Origin of the sequence: Lysinibacillus fusiformis (genome assembly GCF_016925635.1) — a bacterium.
Lineage (GTDB): Bacteria > Bacillota > Bacilli > Bacillales_A > Planococcaceae > Lysinibacillus > Lysinibacillus fusiformis_F.
Map to the genome: position 1 here is coordinate 3,902,873 of NZ_CP070490.1, position 18,355 is coordinate 3,921,227.

Below are 18,355 nucleotides of genomic sequence, written 5' to 3' on the forward strand. Positions count from 1 at the left end.
AATAGGAATTTAAGGGGCTTTCGGTCAGTGTCTTTTATGGGGGTTTATTAAATAATAAAAATTCTTTTGTTATATTGCTATAAGCAGGATCCCTGTAATAATTGAAAGGAAATCTAGCTTTAGCCGTATAACGATCTTCCACAATTTGGCTCATTTCTTCATTTTAAAGGGCCATTTTGTGGCAAAATAAATTAAAAGCAAAGGGTGGTTATTTTGAAGATAATTGAGACGGAACGATTATACCTTAGAGAGTTAAAAATGGACGATCAGAACGAATTATCGAAAGTGCTTTCCGACCCAGAGTCTATGCAATATTACCCGCATCCTTTTAACCAAGAAGAGGTTAAAAATTGGAACAAATGGAATGAGAAAAATTATAAGCAATATAATCACGGACTATGGGCGGTTGTTTTAAAAGAAGGGGATACATTTATCGGTGATTGTGGCATAACAATGCAGAACATCGACGGTGTAAGGTTACCTGAAATCGGGTTTCACATTATTAAAGCGTATTGGAATAAGGGGTATGCCACAGAAGCGGCATCTGCCTGTAAGGAATATGCGTTTAATATTTTGGGCTATTCTGAAATATTTTCATATACGACCTTAAAAAATATTCTATCACAAAAAGTTGCGGAAAAAATCGGGATGGAAAATTATAAGTTTTTTGAGAAGAATGGTGAACAACAAATCGTTCAAGTTGCATACAAATAGCTTATGAATATTTAGTAACTCGTTAGCTATTATTCCAGAAAAGGACGCGTTTATTTAGAAACGTGTCTTTTTCTTTTAAAGAGCCAGATTGTTGAATAGCATTCTTTTTGGAGAATTGGATATTTATGCTAAAATTTTATAGAAGGAATGTTTCAAAGGGGGATTTAATGAAGAAATATATAAAAGGTTTAGTGCCTTGGATTTATTTGATGTTGTCTTTCTTTGTACTATCTGGCTGTAATGCTCAAAAAGGTGGTAATCATTATTATTTATTATTGATGGGTGAAAGTGAAAGCTGGAATCTAACAGGTTATGAAATGGTTATAACACCAGAAGACGTTAAAGCAGGATTTGGGAATTTAAAGATGAAAAACGTCAATGAGTATATGACCGATTTCTTCCACTTTGAAGCGCATGTGGTTATAGATAATGATGATTCAGTGGTTCATACTAATTCAGCTACTGGTGAGATGAACATAGCAGAATATACAACTGGTGCTATTGAAGGCCCATATATCAATAAAAACGGTGACTTTGTTACACTTGAAGATATAAATGAGATTTATGTGGTCGTTGAATGGTGGGATATTAGTAAGAACGAAAGTATGAAAGAAAGAATAGATCTATTGAACAAATCTAAAAAAGAACAGTCCTTCTTGAACTAACTAAGGTTATAGTTGAATAACGATCTTCCACAATCGGACGCTTTTCTGAAATAGGAAAGCGTCTTTCTTCATGAAAAGGGGCATTATTTATGGGTAGATATACAATATGTAAGTATAAATGCTGTTGCATCAACTGTTTGTGCTACTTGTATAAATAATTGACCTCGCCAAAAGGTACGAACGTTGATTACACAACCTTCGTGCTTTTTTTGTGTATTCACAAATTTTTATTTGAAAACGTTGAACAATTTTTTAGAAAACGAGCGTCTAAGTAGTAGGATGGAAACGAGGTGAGTTATTTTTGGAACAAATCGTAGAACAATACGGTGAATATTTATATCATCTTAACTACTTATATATGAAGGATTTTCAGCTTGCAGAGGAAGTTACACAGGACGTCCTAATGAAGTATTTATTACATAAAGACGATTTCAGAAAAGATGCTTCATTGAAAACGTATTTAACGCGTATCGCTATTAATTGCTGTCACGATGAACTACGAAAACAAAAGAGAAAATCATTTATTTCAAAACTTTTACCACTAGGCAAAACTGAACCATCAGTGGAGCAAACGTATATAGCAACTGAAGATTATACAGCTTTAAAGCAAATTGTCTTCGCATTACCACTTCATTATAGGGAAGTCATTGTCCTGTTTTATTATGAAGAATTTGATGTTTCTGAAATTGCTAGTTTATTAAATGTCTCACAAAACACCGTTCGTACAAGGATTCGTCGAGCGAGAGAATTGTTGAAAACAAATCAGGAACTGGAGGCACTATTTTATGAAGGATTTTAAAGCCAAGCTAAAAGAAGAATTGCGACAAGATGCTCCATTTACAAATGATATAAAGCAACGCATATTGCAACCGAAACCAATAAAAAGAAAGTTGAACTGGCAGGTCGTCTCGGTATCTATTGCAGCTTGTTTCATTATTGGGTTCATGCTATTCGTTGAATTTTCTCAAAATAATAACCTACAAACTGCAAGTCAGCAAAATGTGCTACTACCGATTGTCGATGATGTTTCCTCTTTAGATATAATTGAGCCGAAATATGCCCATCTACTTGGGGAACAATGGATGCTGCATTTTTTGCCAATGATTATCGATAAGGAAGCCCCCATTACGTATGGAGATTATATTGCTTTTTATGGAACGGATGGGCTTGTCGTTTCAACTGTATTAGGATTAGGTAATGATCATGTAACAATGAAGCAAGGGCAAATTTTAGTAGAGGAAACCCCATTAAAGGTTCATGGATTAAATGAGCAAATAAAAAAAGAGGATATCAATGACCCATTGAAGAATCCTTACTTTTTTCATAACTTTGGAACAAGGCCAGCGCCATTCAATGACAAATCGATTTCTGCGAAAGAAAAAGAAATGGTTGTTTATGACACTGACGAAGGCCACACGATTATGAAAATTAGTGAGGGGCAATTAGTAGGTAAGGTCGTAGGATTCCAAAATTTTGAGCTAACATTTGAATTGACTGAACAGGAGCAGCAAGTTTTTAATGCCTTTAAAACGGATTATAATATTGAAAAGTTAAAAAATATGACACCACAAGCGATTACTAAAATGTTTTTATTGAGTGATATTGAAAAAGATTATGAAACATATGAAGCATTGTTTACAACAAATAGGAACGATGAAACAGAAAGTGTTCGAAGTTATTATGAGAAAACGAAAATCGTACGTCAGGAGTTGTTTACAAAGGAAATAAATCGCCTTATTATTGCAAACCTCTTTGCTGGGTTAGAAAATGCAGAGTTTGAGCAACAAACAGCTACAACAGGGGTTGTAAAATTTATTTCACTCGAAGGACAAAAAGAGCTAGGTATGGAGAAAAATGCCCAAGGAATTTGGCAGCCAGCCTTTAGTAGAGGAATTTATTAGCTTTAATGCAAGGACATCAATTCACGCTAAAATGCTTGCGTTGATGTTCTGCTGATACTGTTTGGTCGACCTATGAAGCATAAACCTTCCCAATCCAACCCCATTCTCCAATATAGGAGAACCCTTTTTATAACAATCGGACGCGTTTATTTCGAAACGCGTCTTCTTTTATTGGGTCATGTAGATTGAATAAAGAGCAGAAATATATGTGGATTTTTATGGTAAAATATTTAGTGAGGTAGGGGATAGATTTTTTGGAAGAATATATAAGAAAAGGGGTGTTCAAAGATGAAAAAAGTATTCTCAGGCATTTTTCTTGCATTGCTTCTCATCATGACTTCGTCACCTACATATGCAGCCGATTTTCACATAAAAGTTGACGGTGTTACGATTGCATCCGATGTGAAGCCAGAAGTTAAAAGTAATCGGACAATGGTTCCTTTACGTGTAATTAGTGAAAATTTGGGGGCAAATGTCACATGGACGAATTCTCAAATCACGCTTACTAAAAACGATCTGCAGGTAATACTGAAACTTAATAGTAATAAAATGGTAAAAAACGGTAAAACGGAACTGCTTGATGTAAAGCCGTACATGAAAAATAATCGTACTTTTGTTCCGATGCGTTTTCTTGCCGAAACATTTGGCAGCCAAGTCACTTACAAAAACGGTACAGTAACGATTGAGACAAAGCCATTCTTTATTGATGGTATAAAAGTAAAAGCATTGCAATACGAATATCATATGACATTAGGCGGAGTCGTACAGCAAATCAATGGGAATGGTTATAACGAAGCTATTTATAATACTTTTATAAAAAATAATAGAAATAAAGTTGAAGCACCTGCTTATAATCCATGGGATTCTCATCCCATTCCAGTAGGGAACTATGATAAAAATGCGCAATATGATTTTTTAGATGAAGAGGGGAACAGTATCAAACGATTTGATATTTATTCTTCAACGGGGGACTTGGGCGGAGTTTTGGTGCATGATACTACTGAAAATTATTGGTATGTCTATAGTGATTCCTCAAGACTAGGCATACTTCAATTAATTGATAACGCCTCGTTGAACGGCTTTGTGACAGTTATAAGTAATACAGTTCCATAAGGTAAATAATATTGTTTTGTGATAACGAGGTGTTGTACTTCAATAAGGAGTAGAATCTAGCCTCGTTTTTTACATCCATCATTAAAAGGTAGTAGAAATGAGGTTTGGAAGAATTGAAGAAAGCTGTACTTAGTTTACTTGAAATCATTGTAATCTTATCGATTGGTTTACTTTTCACAACTTCTATTTTAAGACCTATATACGAGAATTTTGGAATTCAATTTACAGGAAACGTATGGGTAAACTGGTTTGGACTCTCTTATATTTTATTCGTCTTATACTCGTTGATTGTTGGTTTGTTTATTTTTCGGGAAAATATTCTCTTTAAACAGCGACGTACATCAGTACTTTTTTGGCTCATTTTTATTGGTTCAAGCTATGTAGTTTTTATCCCTTTTATAAAAGGTGAAAATCCATTCTGATACTTCTATATGGTTCACCAATCCCAATTATTATCGAAATGAAGTATGAGTAAAATCAAAAAACTGCATCCGTTTAGATGCAGCCTATTTTTTTCTAATCAGTGTTTCACCAAGAGGGATTCCAACCACAACAACCAAAACCGTTAAAATTAACAGGGCTCTAAAAATAAAATAGGCAGCTTGATCAAACATCGTATCTCTCCTTCTTTTTTACAATACCTACCTCATATTCCGAAAAATTAGTGTGAGTGCTTTTTATAATATAGTTTACGTCATTACAAGGTATGTATGCAGTCCTTTTTAATATTTGTGGTCTTTATTTTAGTAAATGCATTAGAAAATTGAAGAATACAACATTGCTTTAATTTCAATAATTCTATACCCGTTATACTAAAGAGTAAACCGATTAATATCTGCCGTGAAAGTAAGTGTCGAGTTGAACCCGACATTAGATGCTGAGGGTTGAATTATCTCCTTGCTTAGCTATTTCAGCCTTAGTTGAATAAGAATTTCAATTGCACATTATAACCCTTGTAATTGATACTGACATACCAAAATTCACAAGTAAATATTTCAGGAACTCATATCATAAATAAGTGAGGTTCTGGTCTTTTTATGTAGAATTAGATTAAGTAGGAGTCGATAGTCAACGATACATAAGTCAATTTAATGGAGGTTATGATGATGAGAATAGCGAAGAAAATAGCCAGGATAGTGGGGATTTTTCTAGCTATACTGACTTTGTTTATAGGGATTGGATACGCTATTCTTGCGATTAATCCGTTAGGGAATAAACCAGGCAAGCCAGTTGCGGATATTGAACGCAAGGTGGAGATTTGGGGAGAAGAAGTGGCAGGGAATCATTCGGGAAGTAAGCTAGATGATATGACTATTAAGGGGAATCCTAATAGATTGCTAGCGACATTCAAATTTTCCACTAGCATTGTGGGAGAAGACTATAAAGACAATGAAGCGGCCATTGATACCTTTACCTATATCCATGAAATTGAAGGGGGCTATGAAAAATCAACCTATGAAGATGAGCCCTATCTGATTCCTTATACAGTAGCGAATGGTGACAGTGCTGTCATTATTATTCCAGGTGGTGGGTATGGCTTTAAGGAAATGGATGGTGGAACAGCGGAAGGAAAGGAAGTCGCTGTATCATTAAATAAGGCAGGTATTAACGCATTCGTTCTCCACTATCGTTCCAATCCGTATGAGTGGCCTATTCCACAACTAGATGTTCAGCGAGCAGTCCGTTATCTCCGTTATCATGCCAATGATTATGGTATCCATCCAGATCGAATTGGGTTGATAGGTTTTAGTGCGGGAGGCTATCAAACAGGTAGCTTTATTAACCTCATTCAGGGAGAAAATCTGTTTCCTGCTCGTTATCAGCCTGATGTCATCGATGCAGTTGATGATCAAGTAGCAGCCGCCGCGATGATTTACCCTGCATTGACGTATCGCTATAATGTACCCATGCTCTTTGCCTCTTTTAATGATGAGGATGTCAGAAATCCAGAAAAGCGTGAAGAGCTCTTGAAGCAGACAGATTTATCTACGCATTTCCGAACAGCTCATATTCCACAATTTATTGCTTATGGGACAAAGGATTTAGCAATTGAGGTAAAAGGTCCACAGGAATATATTCAATCCGCACGAAACGCAGGTGCGGATGTGACTGTGATTGTAGCAGAAGGTCAGAATCATGGCTTTAAGCAAGAATACTATATGCGAGCGTATCTTGAATGGGTAAAGAAAATTTTCGATTCTTTATAATATGCTTTGAAAGTGGTCAAAGATTTTAGTAAGTGCTATTTTATATTGTTTAAAGTAAAATAGTAGTAAGGTATTTCACTATCAACTCAACTAATCTGATTAGTTGAGTTTTATGTTTTTATAGAAAAAGCTATTAAAATATTGTAAAGAAGATGTGATGATTAATGGGGAAAATTGCTATTTTAGCAGAGAAACCATCTCAAGCAAGAGCATATGCAGACGCATTTAATGTGAAACAAAAAGAGAAAACCTTTATTGAACTGGAACCATGTGCTACTTTTCCTCATGGGGCAGTTATTACCTGGGCGGTTGGTCATCTTGTTGAATTAAAGGAACCAAAAGAATATCAGAAGGAGTGGGAGAAATGGTCGCTTGCTTCATTACCAATCATGCCGCAAAAATTTGAAGATAAAGTGGTCTCTAAAATGTATACACAATTTAATGCAGTCAAAAAAATCTTTAGTAATCCGCAAGTAACAATGATTTATAACTGCTGCGATAGTGAACGTGAGGGTTCAAATATCTTCTACTCCCTTTTGAAAATGACGAAAGTAAATAAGCCAGTTAAACGATTATGGATCAATTCATTAGAAGTGGAGGAAATCCGAAAAGGGTTTAATCATATGCAAAGTAATGAGCGGGACTTGCTTATGTACCAAGAAGCCAAAACGCGTCAAATTAGCGATTGGTTAGTAGGTATGAACTGTAGTCGTCTTTATACGCTACTGTTACAGAAAAAAGGCTTCAAGGGCAGTATCTCCATCGGACGAGTGCAATCGCCAACTGTCTATTTAATTTATAAAAGACAACAGGAAATTGAACAGTTCAAGCCGGAAAAATTTTATGAAATCGAAGGGGTTTTTAAAGCTCAAAATGGTGTATATAAAGGGAAGGCGAAGCTAAAGACCAAAGTGCGTGCAGAGGCAGTGCAATTATTGCAACAGCATGGGATTGAACCGCAGGATACAGGTCTCATTACAAGTGTCACGAACAAAACGAAGCGGATTGCGCCACCTAAACTACATGCGCTATCAACATTACAAGCGGCTGCCAATAAACGTTGGAAATACAGTCCATCACATGTGTTGAAACTTACGCAATCACTTTATGAGAAAAAGCTTGTTTCTTACCCACGTACATTATCTATAAAATATTGATGGACATAATTAATAAATTTCTAAGAATCATTGGTTTTCTAAAGTTTACCTATATAAGTGAATGGACATAATTACAAATGTGGACATAATAGACTATAATTGTTAGAAGATAACTTAAATAGTCTAAAACAATAGGAAGTAATATAAGTGAAATTATTGTAATTGCACTTCAAATTACCTGAGTCAAACAGAGATTAAAGAAAAATTAGGAGCTCCTATTTTTTCGCGTTTTGATCATTTTATTAATTTTGATGAACTATCTTTTGAAGCTAAAGAAGCCATTATAAACAGAGTGTATGATGAAGAATTACAAAAGTTTAATATTACTGATCAGCAAATAATTGAGAACTGGGATATAAAAAAGAAGCTTAAAAGTAGTATTTCTTCTTTAAACAATGCAAGGGAAATTAGAAAAATTATGATTCAAATGATGGCATATCCACTTATAGAAAAACTATAGTTATGAAATTTTTGAGGAGGAAACATGGTATCATATAATAAAGAGTATCTAGTAGGCAAACCTGTATGCGAAAAAGAAGAAATTTTAACAGGAGACGATTATTGTATCCATAAAAGAGAATTATTAAGAGTTGAATTAAATAAGAAAGGGGAAAAAATAGCTTCAATTATTATGATGAATCCTTCTAAAGCTGATTCTGATCAATCTGACACGACAGTAAACAAAATTATTGAAATGTTTCATCAATTACCACAAGGTCAAATGGGTGAAGACATAATATATCTTAATATACTAAACATATTACCTATCTATAATTCAAAAAGTAGTGATTTATTAAGCGATTTCGAAAGGATTATAGAATTGAAGTCTGAAAATTTCATGACCGAAATATTAGATAATAATATGAGTATGATAGAAAGTAAAATACGAGAATCAGAATATATTATACTTGCTTGGGGAATGCCTAAACAATTTACACTTCCATTATACTATACGCAAGTAGCTAAAGTATTACAAATGCTAGACAAATCAGATGAAATATATGTATTGAAAGCTAAGCATCCTACAGGAGACATTGAAGTTTTAACAAAGGACTATTTAAATCCACCACACCCATCGAGATGTGAAATATCTGGTTTAGTGAAAGTAATGTTACAATCCCATTTTAGAATAAAGTAATAATAGCTTCTTAAGAATAATATAGATAGAATTTATTCTTTTGACTTTTTATATAGAATTGAATCTGCTACCTTAAATAAGGGCATGTTTTGATCAATCTTTTTTCAAAACATGCTCTTTGAATTTGTTCTCATATCAAGGTTAATATCGTTAATTTAATCGTAAGCCCGTAAGAACATGTTTCTAGGGAAACGTCGAAAACGACGTTAAAAGCATTCGAAACCAATCGTTGAAAAGTTTATGGATTGAATTGGAAAATAGACGACGAAAAAAATGCGCTTCCAAAGGCTGGGGAATATACACTTAATTGAGTGTATGGTCTGAAAGTATTCTACGTATGGACATAATCAAAATAGGGTATAAAGGTAAATAAAATTTTTAACTTCAAATTGTTGATGTAAAGTGAGTAAATTTCAAACGCCCCTGGTTATACCTATTAGAATGTCGTTTATCTGGATGATAAATGTGAAGTAGCTGTTTAACAACGATTTCTATTTTAAATACTTATAAAAATTATAAGGTGAAATATATAATAAATGGTAAAATATAATTGTTAAATATTTTATTTTATTATTATTAGGAGGACTTGATGAGTATGCGTGGAACTGTTATTTCGTTAATTAATATGAAAGGAGGCGTAGGTAAAACAACTTTATGTAGAGAGATTGGATTGTTTTTATCAGAAAAATTCTGTAGATTAAATGATGATGGTACCTCGGACGAATTAAAGGTATTATTAATTGATATTGATCCACAGTCAAACTTAACACAATCCCTATTAGAAAATTTAGGGAAAGAATCTGTTGTATACAAATATGATGAAAATGGTGAAATCAAAAAGGATAGTAAGGGCAAGCCAATTGTTGAATATAAATGCTCAATTGATAATTTATTTAAAGGTGATATGTCCGGTCTTCAAGAGAAACATATAATATTAGAGCTTTCAGATAATCTTCATTTGATACCGGGAGAACTAGAAACAGTCTTTTTGCAAAGACAACAAAATTCTCAAACTCCATTTGTCTTGAGAAATTACATAATTGAAAAAAAATTAAAAGAGAAATATGATTTTATTTTATTAGATTGTCCACCTACATATTCTGTATATACGGAAATGTCTTTTTATGCAAGTGATTATTATCTAGTACCGGCTGTACCAGATGCCTATTCAAGTTTAGGTGTTGATTTGTTAGAACGAGTTGTTAAAGATATAGTGCATGGGCAACGCTTTGGGATTTTCGAACATGCTAGACCGAAAAATATTGGGGTTATTTGGTCTAGAGTAGATTTGAAATATAAACCAAGGCAGCAAGTACATATGGACGCATTATTGATTTCAGAAACGATAACTCAAAACGGAATAAAAACTTTAGATAGTTCATTTGAAGAATCAAATAAACTATCTACTTCTCCATTTGAAAAAACAATAATAGATAGAAATGATAGTAAGTTAAATGAAATTTTAACTAATATTTGTAAAGAGTTAATAAGCGAGACAGAGGTGGATGTAAATGAAGTTATTGTGGAAAAAGAGTAAGAATTTAGTTTTAAAAGATAGTATTGATCTAACTAAAATGGACTTTTATGCTTTACTAGTTCCTACTATTTTATCCGCAGAAATTTTTGATAAAAATATTGATTTGAAAGTGTTAGTAGAAAACTTTAAAGTAGAGAAACCTATCAAAGATTATTTATATGATAATAGAACGGCTTTATTGGCTAGGCTAATTAGGGAAATAGAGCGTTCGGATGAAGAGAGTTTATCGTATAATATCTTGATTTTAAATGATTTTTTAGACCAAGTTTTTAAATTATCGCTGCAAAATGATATAGAGTTAATTAATGCTGTGAAGTTATTAAATAAATATTCAAGAAATAAGGTATAACTTATGGGTAGAGAGTGGATATATCAAAATTATTTAGAATATTTGTCTGAGTACCATCCAAAGTTTTATCAAGTATCAAGTGAAAGCGAAAATTTAAGAACATTATATTTTATGGTAAATGATTTGTACGTCCTTAATGAAAATTTTCAAGCGGAACGTTTTCAATTGAATAATTATTATAACTTAATAAATGAGTTCAAAGTGTATGCAAGCAGACTATTAATATTGTTACCTTTAAATGATATTTATATGATAGATGCTTTATTAAGGCTACTTGTTGAAAAGCTATATAGAATTATTTACAGTTTATATTGTCCATTAAAGACAGAAAGAAACATTAGAAAGCAATCAAGAGAAGAAATGGCAAAAAAGATAGATGGTAATGTGGGAAGGAAAAATGATTTAGATTTGCTATATGCGAATTATTCCACATTAATTCATCATACAGATACATTAAATACTGATAATTATAATTTTCGAGAACTAGTACAATATGATGAGTCAATAAATGTAGGGCTTATTTCAATTTTACAAAACATTATAGAAATTTATATCGAAGAATTTGTTTTGAAAGTTCTTCAAAGTGACGAGTTAGAATTGGCTATGAAATTAAATTTAAGTAGTAATCTAACTCCTCAAAGTTTGCATAATATAAGATCGCTGTTATAAGATCGGCTGAATTTATTTATAGAATCAAGAATTTAATTAAATATTCTTAATTAGGGGAAATATCTATTCTTCATCTTAAGATACTTTCAGTAGAAGAGCGTAATTTGATAGAATCTCTCAATCGAATAACCATCGGTTTGTCAGATTTAAATGGGGCTGCAAAAAAGTTGGATTTTATCTGACTTTTGGCAGCCCTGTTCTATTCTTTAAGAGTAAAATTTTTAATTCATCATCTATAAGATAATATTGTTTTGTTATAGTTAGTACCGTTTCAATATTAGTTGAAACATGAGAATATTGAAAATTGTAGCCAGAATTTTTCTGTGATATTGGAGAATAAAATATCATACTTAACTGTGTAATAATCTTTTTTGATCTAGAAATATTTGAGAGATTGCAAATATATAATGCATAAATAAGGATTATTTTTTTCTCGTTGTTGCCTAATGAATTTTATAGTCAAAATAGAGCATTTTATAATTTTGGAAAATACTCTATTTATGTTAGTACTAATAATTTACTTATAAGTTTTAAAAATCTCATTCGAAACATTCAACAACATTCTAAGATTACCTTCGTTTTTATCCTCTAGTATATTTAAAATTAACTGTATCAACTCTTTTTTTACATTTATTACGTCGGGGTCATCTATGAATTCGGGAATCAATACTTTCTCAGAAGTTCTTGGATGGAATGAATCTGATTTTATAAAAATTAAAGAGAACGATAAAGTGTATCGAAATTATATTACCCCTGGAGATACCACACATTTTTCTATGAGTAACTTAATGTTTCAGGGTATTAATCCGTTATCAATTGCTAAAATGGCGGGCCATGTTCGGATTGGGACTCAAAGAAACTATTGGGGACATATGGAACATTTTGTTGAATCCTTTGTTTATATCTTAACTTCTAAAAATCGTATTACTCGATTAGATCGAAATTTGAATCACGGGATATTTAGTTTTCAAGATAAAATAGATGAATCTAAAATCTTAGAAATAAGTGATTTTGTAAATTTACATGAGGTTGAACATGGTTATTGTAGAAATAATAACTTTCCTGAAGAATGTCCAGGGGAATGCAGATTTTGCGAATATTATTTTTTTAAACCCGAAAATTATCAAGATGGAATTAAGTGGTTGAAAAATCAGTCAGATTTATTAGAACAGCAATTAATGACGGAGATACGGAGTTTGTTATCAATGTTTAAAAATATGAAATTTAATTTAATTACTGAAACATATTCAATCTTAGATCAAGAGATGGCATTCTCAAATGCAAATATAATTAATCGAATAATTAATCAAAAGGCAATGGTAGATTCACTATTACCAAAAAATAAAGAGGTGGATTTATAAAAATGACCACAGGAAAACCAGGAAAGCCGGAAAATTATAGTGATACTCAATTAAAGAAAATATTAATTGAGTTTAGAAAAAAAAATAAGGGCATTATTTCATTCTTAGCATTGGAAAAAGAGACTCAGATTAGTAGGAAAACTTGGAAAAGAAGAATGGGAGAAGTAATTACTGAATTAAATAAAATTGATACAAACAATAAAACAAATATAGTTGATGATATACCGATTCCAAGTGTAGATATTATTATCGATAAGTTTGATAATATCCCAGAAAGTTTACGATATTCTCTTTACCATTTGAACGAAGTAATAATAAAAAATCATGAAGAAAATATGAAACTAAAGGAAATACTCAATAAAAAAGATAAGATACAAGCTTCTTTATTGAAAAAATTGAAAATCTGGAGAAAGATAATAAAAAATTAACTGATGAAGTTGCTTATTATGAAAAAATATGGATTGAAAGTACAAATTCAATTATGAGAAAAAAGTTAGGCTTAAAAGACAATCTGATAGAAATAAATAAAAGAAATCAACACTCAGCGTTATCTTTAGACATAGAAAAAAGAATTCCCAGAATTATCCAGAGATTTTAATAGAGAATAAGATAATAGATTTATTATGTATAAAAGCTACATTTTAAAATGAATGCAGCTTTTAATTATGAGAGAAAAGCTTTAAAATAATCAAATTGTTTATTGTTCAAGGATCCAAACTTTTTAAGTTAAGACACTAATTATGCAAACACAAATATATCACATCGTAATTATTTACACAATTATCCCACTTAAAAGATAAAACTCTTAAATCATGTGTATCAAAGATTAGCACTTAATCAAAAAAAGAAAAAGAGGGGTATTCTCCTAGGACCCCAGTTCTTTAAGTTTGATAACATTTGTAGAACTTATATTTCCAGTAACATCTTTTAAGGTAATTCGAACTGAATACAAATTAATATCTTTTTGAATGGTCTTATGATGTGACCTATTTTTAAAATGAAATCCTAAATTTACAAATGTTGCATCGTTTTGGGGAACTTTCAAAAAGTTATTAATGCGCATGTCTTGCCATTTTCCTTCAATATTTGGAACAAGGTATGAATTAAGATCTAATATTTCAATCTCCCTATCCTCAATATATATTGTAAGGCTACCACCTGTAACCATATTTATTCTTGAACCTGTATTAAGGACATTTATTAAACATCCCCAAGCAATATTGTTATTTGAGAGGTAAGTACTTACCACAAGTTCGTCTGTACCAATAAGTGTTTCTAAGCGGTAAGGGGGAATTACAATCTTTTCACGTTCTGTGTACATTGAGTCAAGATCATATTTATCTGCTGCTTGCGTTCTAGTTCCTTTCCGTATAGGAATGAACATTTCTCTGTTTTTATATGTAAGGAGCATATGCGGCTTATTATAAGAACGGGGGATATGAACTACTATTATAATTTTTTCATCCACCTGAATTTCATTAAACTCAATTGTAAAAGGTTCAAGTACCTTGCGGTTGATTATATTAGCTAAATCGGCAGCATCAAGTGGAAGTGCGGTATGGTGTAAATCCCTTGTGTTACCATCAATACCCACTATAATGTTTCCAGCACCGTATTGTGAATTGGCCATAAGAGTTAAGTCTTTTGCAAATTCATTTTTACCCTCGTCATTTGACAAATCCCAGAATTGACGTTTTAACTCTATTATTGGGTTCTCATATTGTGCGCCAGATTTTATTTGCGCACTAATATTTTTAATTTTCTCGATATTTATACCTTGACTGCTATTAAACAAATTACAACACCGCTTCAATATTTTTCTACAAAATAATTATATCACTATCATTTTACAAAATAGTACTTAGCTATTGAAATAGTAGTGATATTGTTTCATTACGGTAGTTAAGCCAAATGTCTTGAGTATTGACACTGGAAATCTGATGTTGCAAAATCGATGTGTTAATCGTGTCAAAACTAAGTATCAAAAGTGATTGCTGAAAGAGGGTTAGAAATTACAGTTTATGGATACGTTCGTGTGTCAACAAGGGCAAGACCTTAAAGCGCAGATTCAAGCTTTACATAATGAGAATGTCGAAATCATTTATCAAGAAAAGTTCTCAGGCACAGCTACAGATAGACCAAAGCTACATGAGCTACTAGAAGTATTAGAGGCAGGGATAAGCTTGTAGTAACTAAATTAGATCTACTGGTGCGTAATACTAAAGAAGATATATAGTTGATTGAACAACTGTTCGAGAAGGATATAAAGGTACACGTGTTGAATGAGGCTTATTAGAATGTTCGAGTATGGGGCGTTTCTTCCTAACAACATTACCTGCGGTAGCTGAAATGGAGCGTAATATGATTGTAGAGCGAAGGTAAGTTGATAGCAAAACTCTGAGACGGTAGACCAAGAGGTACACTCTGTACCAAATAGATGAAGCTATGAAGTTCCTAGAAACGATGTCGTTTTTTCTGATGGGAAAAATAGATCGCGGGGGTACTAAAATAAGTATGAGTACTCTAAAAGGGTGAGAGAAAGAAAAGAAACGCTATAGAATATAGTGATGGTATAAATAGGGATTTATAATAAATAAATAAATAAATAAATAAATGCAACTTGTTTAAGTCTTTATATATATTTATCTTTACATTTGATAAAATATAACAAAATAATTCCAATTGAGGTGCTAAAAATGGAAATGTTATATATTTGGATTGAAAATTATGGACCAATCTCGAAGCAGTCCCTAAATTTTGGGGATGAAAATACTTATTATTTCGAAGATAATATTTTAAAAAGTAGAAAAAATCCTTTTTATTTAGAAAAATTTTTTTCTTTAAATTCTAACATGCAAAACAAAAATAATATTACTAATATTACAGGTATTGTAGGGGAAAATGGAGTTGGGAAAACAACTTTGTTATTTCTTATTATTAAAATTCTTGAAAGACATGATGAATTTCTTATGGATACTTTCCCAGAAAAATTGACTGAAAGCAATAATAAGTATTTTGCGATTTTTAAGTCAAATAACAAATATTATTTATACAATCCTTTTTTAATACAAATTAATAATCAAACTAATATGAAATTTGAAGAGAAAATGAAAAAAACTATACTAACTAAGCAAGTATTTGTATCAACTGTATTGAATGGTAGTTTTATTGAAGAAACTGTAGATAGTACACAAAATATGAGTACAGCTTACTTAATTAAAAAAGGATTAAATAAATACAAATCTAATAATATAAAGTGGAATTTGCAACTTATAAATGAAATAAATTCTCAGGATACATCTCGATATATTTTTTCTAAAGTTAAAGTACCAGAAGAATTAACTGTTAAATTAATGGGAAATTATTTCGATAATTTTCCTAGTTTTTTTATCGAAAGGAAATCGATAATAGAAGATTTTCATAGAGAAAATGATATTACAAAATTTAAAATTAATTTAATACTAAACTTTGCGAAGATAATTATTCAATTTATTAAAAATAGAAATATTAAGGATTTACCTTCGGAATTATTGAGTATTCACGATAACAAACTACTTGAAGATTTATTAAAAGAAAATATTGACACTTCATTAAAAAAATACTTTCATACTTTTGATCAAGGTGAAATTAATAATAGTTCTGCCGAATATGAAATGTGTACTTGGATTATAGAACTTAATGAATTGTTGTTAAGCTATATTAATTCAAATTATATAGAAGTGATTTCTGATCAAGAATTCAAATTTTCTACAAGATCGCCTTATTTAAAATCATTTATAGATAAAAATACTAAAATAACTGATGATATATTTGAATTTCGATGGAGAAGTTTGAGCTCTGGTGAAGAAATAATTTTAAACTTATTTTCAAGAATATTTGAATCTTTAAGTAAAGTTAAGTATCAAAACTCAAAAATAATTTATCTATTAATTGATGAAATTGAAAATAATCTTCATCCACAATGGCAAAAAGAAATTCTCTATGGATTAATAAAATTCATAGAGCAGCAAAATTTAAATCTAAGCATCCAAATTATTATAACTTCACATTCGCCATTTATTTTGTCTGATTTGCCCCATAACAATGTTATATTACTTGAAAAAAACAATGATTTTATACGAAGATTAACTGTATTAGAAAATAATGAACGAACTTTTGCAGGAAATATACATACGCTCTATACAAATAGTTTTTTTATTAAAGATGGATTGATTAGTAAATTTGCAAGTGAAAAAATTAAAGATTATTACTATGAATTAATGAATTTTTCGGAAGAAGAGTTTATGAGGAATAAAGAAATTATTAATAATTTTATTCAAATTATTGGAGAACCATTAATTAGAAATAAATTTAATAGTTTATATGAGGAAAAATCAAAGGTAAATAGCTTACTTAAAGATCCTAATTTAGAAATCAATCAATTGAAATTAGAAATCGATAAATTAAAAAATATGATTCATCAATTAGGAGGGGATAGAGATGATTAAATTAAATGCTATTGATCAAAAATATTTAGATAAACATCTCAATTACTTTAAAGGTAAATGTCACCCTAAATTACAAGAATATTTAAAAAAACCTTTGACTATAGGAAGAAAAGAATTTTTATACTTTTTAAATAATAATTACGAAGAAATTATTATTGGAACACCTGAAGTATTACAAAAAATTAAGTGCAAAATCAAAAATAGTTATAAGCATGCGTATGAAGATTTGCATATAGATAAAAAGAATGCTAATCCCAATCAAATTGAATTGAAAAACATTATTAATGATATATTTGACTATGATAATTTTCAAAAAGTAAAAAAAACAATGTGGGATGCATACCAATTGACTAAGGCTTTAAATGTTACTATCTGTCCTTACTGTAACCGTTCATTTACTACTACTCATTTAGGGGAGGATGGTAAAACACGTCCTACTTTAGATCATTTTTATAATAAGTCTAAATATCCTTATTTTGCTCTTTCAATTTATAATTTAATACCGAGTTGCTACGTATGTAACTCCTCTTTTAAAGGTGATAAGGATTTCAGTATTGATAGTCATTTACATCCGTATATAGAAGGTTTTGAAAACCATGCAAATTTTACACTGATTTTAGATGAAAATGATCCCAAAAATTTATTGCTAGGTAATTTTGAAATAAAATTGAATATAGAACAGGGTAGCCAATATAAAGATAAAATACTAAATAACGAGAAAGTTTTCCATTTAACAGAGTTGTATGATTCTCATCATGATTATATTTATGAATTAATTAATCAAAGTGTTATGTATTCAGATTCAAATATTAAGCAACTGACCAGCCTACCATTATTTGAAAACGAAAGTGAAATTCGTAATATGCTTTTGGGGTTTAATGGAGATGTTAATGTAAATTCTAGTAATAAAGTATTGTCAAAATTAATGAAAGATATTTCTGATGAATTAGGTTTGTCTATAACTTAATAAATTGATTTAAATATTGATTTAAATGGGACTGGAACGGAAAGAGCTTTTTAGTAAACAAATAGAGCTTGTTATTTGGTGAAAATTGGA

General features: G+C 30.9%; 17 protein-coding genes and 1 pseudogene. 17 read left to right on the forward strand and 1 reads right to left on the reverse strand.

The annotated features are described in order from the left end of the window. Positions 1-213 precede the first annotated feature (213 nt). From JTI58_RS18985 to JTI58_RS19050, 14 genes are all read left to right on the forward strand, one after another. A complete protein-coding gene (locus tag JTI58_RS18985) occupies positions 214-714 on the forward strand; it encodes a GNAT family N-acetyltransferase (protein ID WP_205442982.1) in 501 nt (166 codons plus the stop codon). Positions 715-881: 167 nt separating this feature from the next. Next, positions 882-1,379 carry a hypothetical protein gene (locus JTI58_RS18990; protein WP_205442983.1) on the forward strand — a complete coding sequence of 166 codons (498 nt, stop codon included), beginning with the start codon at positions 882-884 and terminating at the stop codon, positions 1,377-1,379. 301 nt (positions 1,380-1,680) lie between these two features. Continuing rightward, complete coding sequence (locus tag JTI58_RS18995) at positions 1,681-2,178, forward strand: RNA polymerase sigma factor (RefSeq protein WP_205442984.1); 498 nt, start codon at positions 1,681-1,683, stop codon at positions 2,176-2,178. Further along, the gene (locus JTI58_RS19000) at positions 2,165-3,280 is read left to right on the forward strand and encodes a hypothetical protein (protein ID WP_205442985.1); all 1,116 of its coding nucleotides are present in this window, start codon (positions 2,165-2,167) and stop codon (positions 3,278-3,280) included. The genes JTI58_RS18995 and JTI58_RS19000 overlap by 14 nt, the downstream gene beginning before the upstream one ends. Before the next feature lie 288 nt (positions 3,281-3,568). Next, positions 3,569-4,393: a copper amine oxidase N-terminal domain-containing protein gene (locus JTI58_RS19005; protein ID WP_205442987.1), complete on the forward strand. Its 825-nt coding sequence runs from the start codon at positions 3,569-3,571 to the stop codon at positions 4,391-4,393. A gap of 113 nt (positions 4,394-4,506) precedes the next feature. Then, positions 4,507-4,815 (forward strand): hypothetical protein, encoded by a 309-nt coding sequence (locus JTI58_RS19010; RefSeq protein ID WP_243456130.1) that lies wholly within the window; start codon positions 4,507-4,509, stop codon positions 4,813-4,815. Between the two features lie 684 nt (positions 4,816-5,499). After that, positions 5,500-6,600: an alpha/beta hydrolase gene (locus JTI58_RS19015; protein ID WP_205442989.1), complete on the forward strand. Its 1,101-nt coding sequence runs from the start codon at positions 5,500-5,502 to the stop codon at positions 6,598-6,600. A gap of 164 nt (positions 6,601-6,764) precedes the next feature. After that, positions 6,765-7,757 carry a DNA topoisomerase gene (locus JTI58_RS19020; RefSeq protein ID WP_243456132.1) on the forward strand — a complete coding sequence of 331 codons (993 nt, stop codon included), beginning with the start codon at positions 6,765-6,767 and terminating at the stop codon, positions 7,755-7,757. A gap of 484 nt (positions 7,758-8,241) precedes the next feature. Continuing rightward, positions 8,242-8,895 carry a DUF1643 domain-containing protein gene (locus tag JTI58_RS19025; RefSeq protein WP_205442990.1) on the forward strand — a complete coding sequence of 218 codons (654 nt, stop codon included), beginning with the start codon at positions 8,242-8,244 and terminating at the stop codon, positions 8,893-8,895. A gap of 589 nt (positions 8,896-9,484) precedes the next feature. After that, positions 9,485-10,432: a ParA family protein gene (locus JTI58_RS19030; RefSeq protein WP_205442991.1), complete on the forward strand. Its 948-nt coding sequence runs from the start codon at positions 9,485-9,487 to the stop codon at positions 10,430-10,432. After that, positions 10,407-10,781: a hypothetical protein gene (locus JTI58_RS19035; protein ID WP_205442992.1), complete on the forward strand. Its 375-nt coding sequence runs from the start codon at positions 10,407-10,409 to the stop codon at positions 10,779-10,781. The genes JTI58_RS19030 and JTI58_RS19035 overlap by 26 nt, the downstream gene beginning before the upstream one ends. Positions 10,782-10,784: 3 nt before the next feature. Further along, the gene (locus JTI58_RS19040; RefSeq protein ID WP_205442993.1) at positions 10,785-11,450 is read left to right on the forward strand and encodes a hypothetical protein; all 666 of its coding nucleotides are present in this window, start codon (positions 10,785-10,787) and stop codon (positions 11,448-11,450) included. 650 nt (positions 11,451-12,100) lie between these two features. Further along, entirely contained in the window at positions 12,101-12,811 is a 711-nt protein-coding gene (locus tag JTI58_RS19045) for a hypothetical protein (RefSeq protein ID WP_205442994.1), read from the forward strand. Positions 12,812-12,813: 2 nt separating this feature from the next. Then, positions 12,814-13,239 carry a hypothetical protein gene (locus JTI58_RS19050; protein WP_205442995.1) on the forward strand — a complete coding sequence of 142 codons (426 nt, stop codon included), beginning with the start codon at positions 12,814-12,816 and terminating at the stop codon, positions 13,237-13,239. A gap of 437 nt (positions 13,240-13,676) precedes the next feature. Here JTI58_RS19050 and JTI58_RS19055 read toward each other — a convergent pair whose 3' ends face one another. Next, positions 13,677-14,606 carry an AlbA family DNA-binding domain-containing protein gene (locus tag JTI58_RS19055; RefSeq protein WP_205442997.1) on the reverse strand — a complete coding sequence of 310 codons (930 nt, stop codon included), beginning with the start codon at positions 14,604-14,606 and terminating at the stop codon, positions 13,677-13,679. 216 nt (positions 14,607-14,822) lie between these two features. Here JTI58_RS19055 and JTI58_RS19060 point away from each other — a divergent pair. The 3 genes and pseudogenes from JTI58_RS19060 to JTI58_RS19070 form a co-directional block, all read left to right on the forward strand. Next, positions 14,823-15,187: pseudogene (locus JTI58_RS19060) on the forward strand (recombinase family protein); the annotation flags it as partial. Between the two features lie 320 nt (positions 15,188-15,507). After that, positions 15,508-17,298: an AAA family ATPase gene (locus JTI58_RS19065; RefSeq protein WP_205442998.1), complete on the forward strand. Its 1,791-nt coding sequence runs from the start codon at positions 15,508-15,510 to the stop codon at positions 17,296-17,298. Then, positions 17,291-18,265, forward strand: a complete 975-nt coding sequence (locus JTI58_RS19070; protein ID WP_205443000.1) for an HNH endonuclease — start codon at positions 17,291-17,293, stop codon at positions 18,263-18,265. The genes JTI58_RS19065 and JTI58_RS19070 overlap by 8 nt, the downstream gene beginning before the upstream one ends. The last annotated feature ends 90 nt before the right edge of the window (positions 18,266-18,355 follow it).

Excerpts from the sequence above, each read along its gene's own strand:
- JTI58_RS18990 (WP_205442983.1), top strand. The coding sequence starts at position 882 with ATGAAGAAATATATAAAAGGTTTAGTGCCTTGGATTTATTTGATGTTG.
- JTI58_RS19000 (WP_205442985.1), top strand. The coding sequence starts at position 2,165 with ATGAAGGATTTTAAAGCCAAGCTAAAAGAAGAATTGCGACAAGATGCT.
- JTI58_RS19005 (WP_205442987.1), top strand. The coding sequence starts at position 3,569 with ATGAAAAAAGTATTCTCAGGCATTTTTCTTGCATTGCTTCTCATCATG.
- JTI58_RS19015 (WP_205442989.1), top strand. The coding sequence starts at position 5,500 with ATGAGAATAGCGAAGAAAATAGCCAGGATAGTGGGGATTTTTCTAGCT.
- JTI58_RS19020 (WP_243456132.1), top strand. The coding sequence starts at position 6,765 with ATGGGGAAAATTGCTATTTTAGCAGAGAAACCATCTCAAGCAAGAGCA.
- JTI58_RS19025 (WP_205442990.1), top strand. The coding sequence starts at position 8,242 with ATGGTATCATATAATAAAGAGTATCTAGTAGGCAAACCTGTATGCGAA.
- JTI58_RS19030 (WP_205442991.1), top strand. The coding sequence starts at position 9,485 with ATGAGTATGCGTGGAACTGTTATTTCGTTAATTAATATGAAAGGAGGC.
- JTI58_RS19035 (WP_205442992.1), top strand. The coding sequence starts at position 10,407 with ATGAAGTTATTGTGGAAAAAGAGTAAGAATTTAGTTTTAAAAGATAGT.
- JTI58_RS19040 (WP_205442993.1), top strand. The coding sequence starts at position 10,785 with ATGGGTAGAGAGTGGATATATCAAAATTATTTAGAATATTTGTCTGAG.
- JTI58_RS19045 (WP_205442994.1), top strand. The coding sequence starts at position 12,101 with ATGAATTCGGGAATCAATACTTTCTCAGAAGTTCTTGGATGGAATGAA.
- JTI58_RS19050 (WP_205442995.1), top strand. The coding sequence starts at position 12,814 with ATGACCACAGGAAAACCAGGAAAGCCGGAAAATTATAGTGATACTCAA.
- JTI58_RS19065 (WP_205442998.1), top strand. The coding sequence starts at position 15,508 with ATGGAAATGTTATATATTTGGATTGAAAATTATGGACCAATCTCGAAG.
- JTI58_RS19070 (WP_205443000.1), top strand. The coding sequence starts at position 17,291 with ATGATTAAATTAAATGCTATTGATCAAAAATATTTAGATAAACATCTC.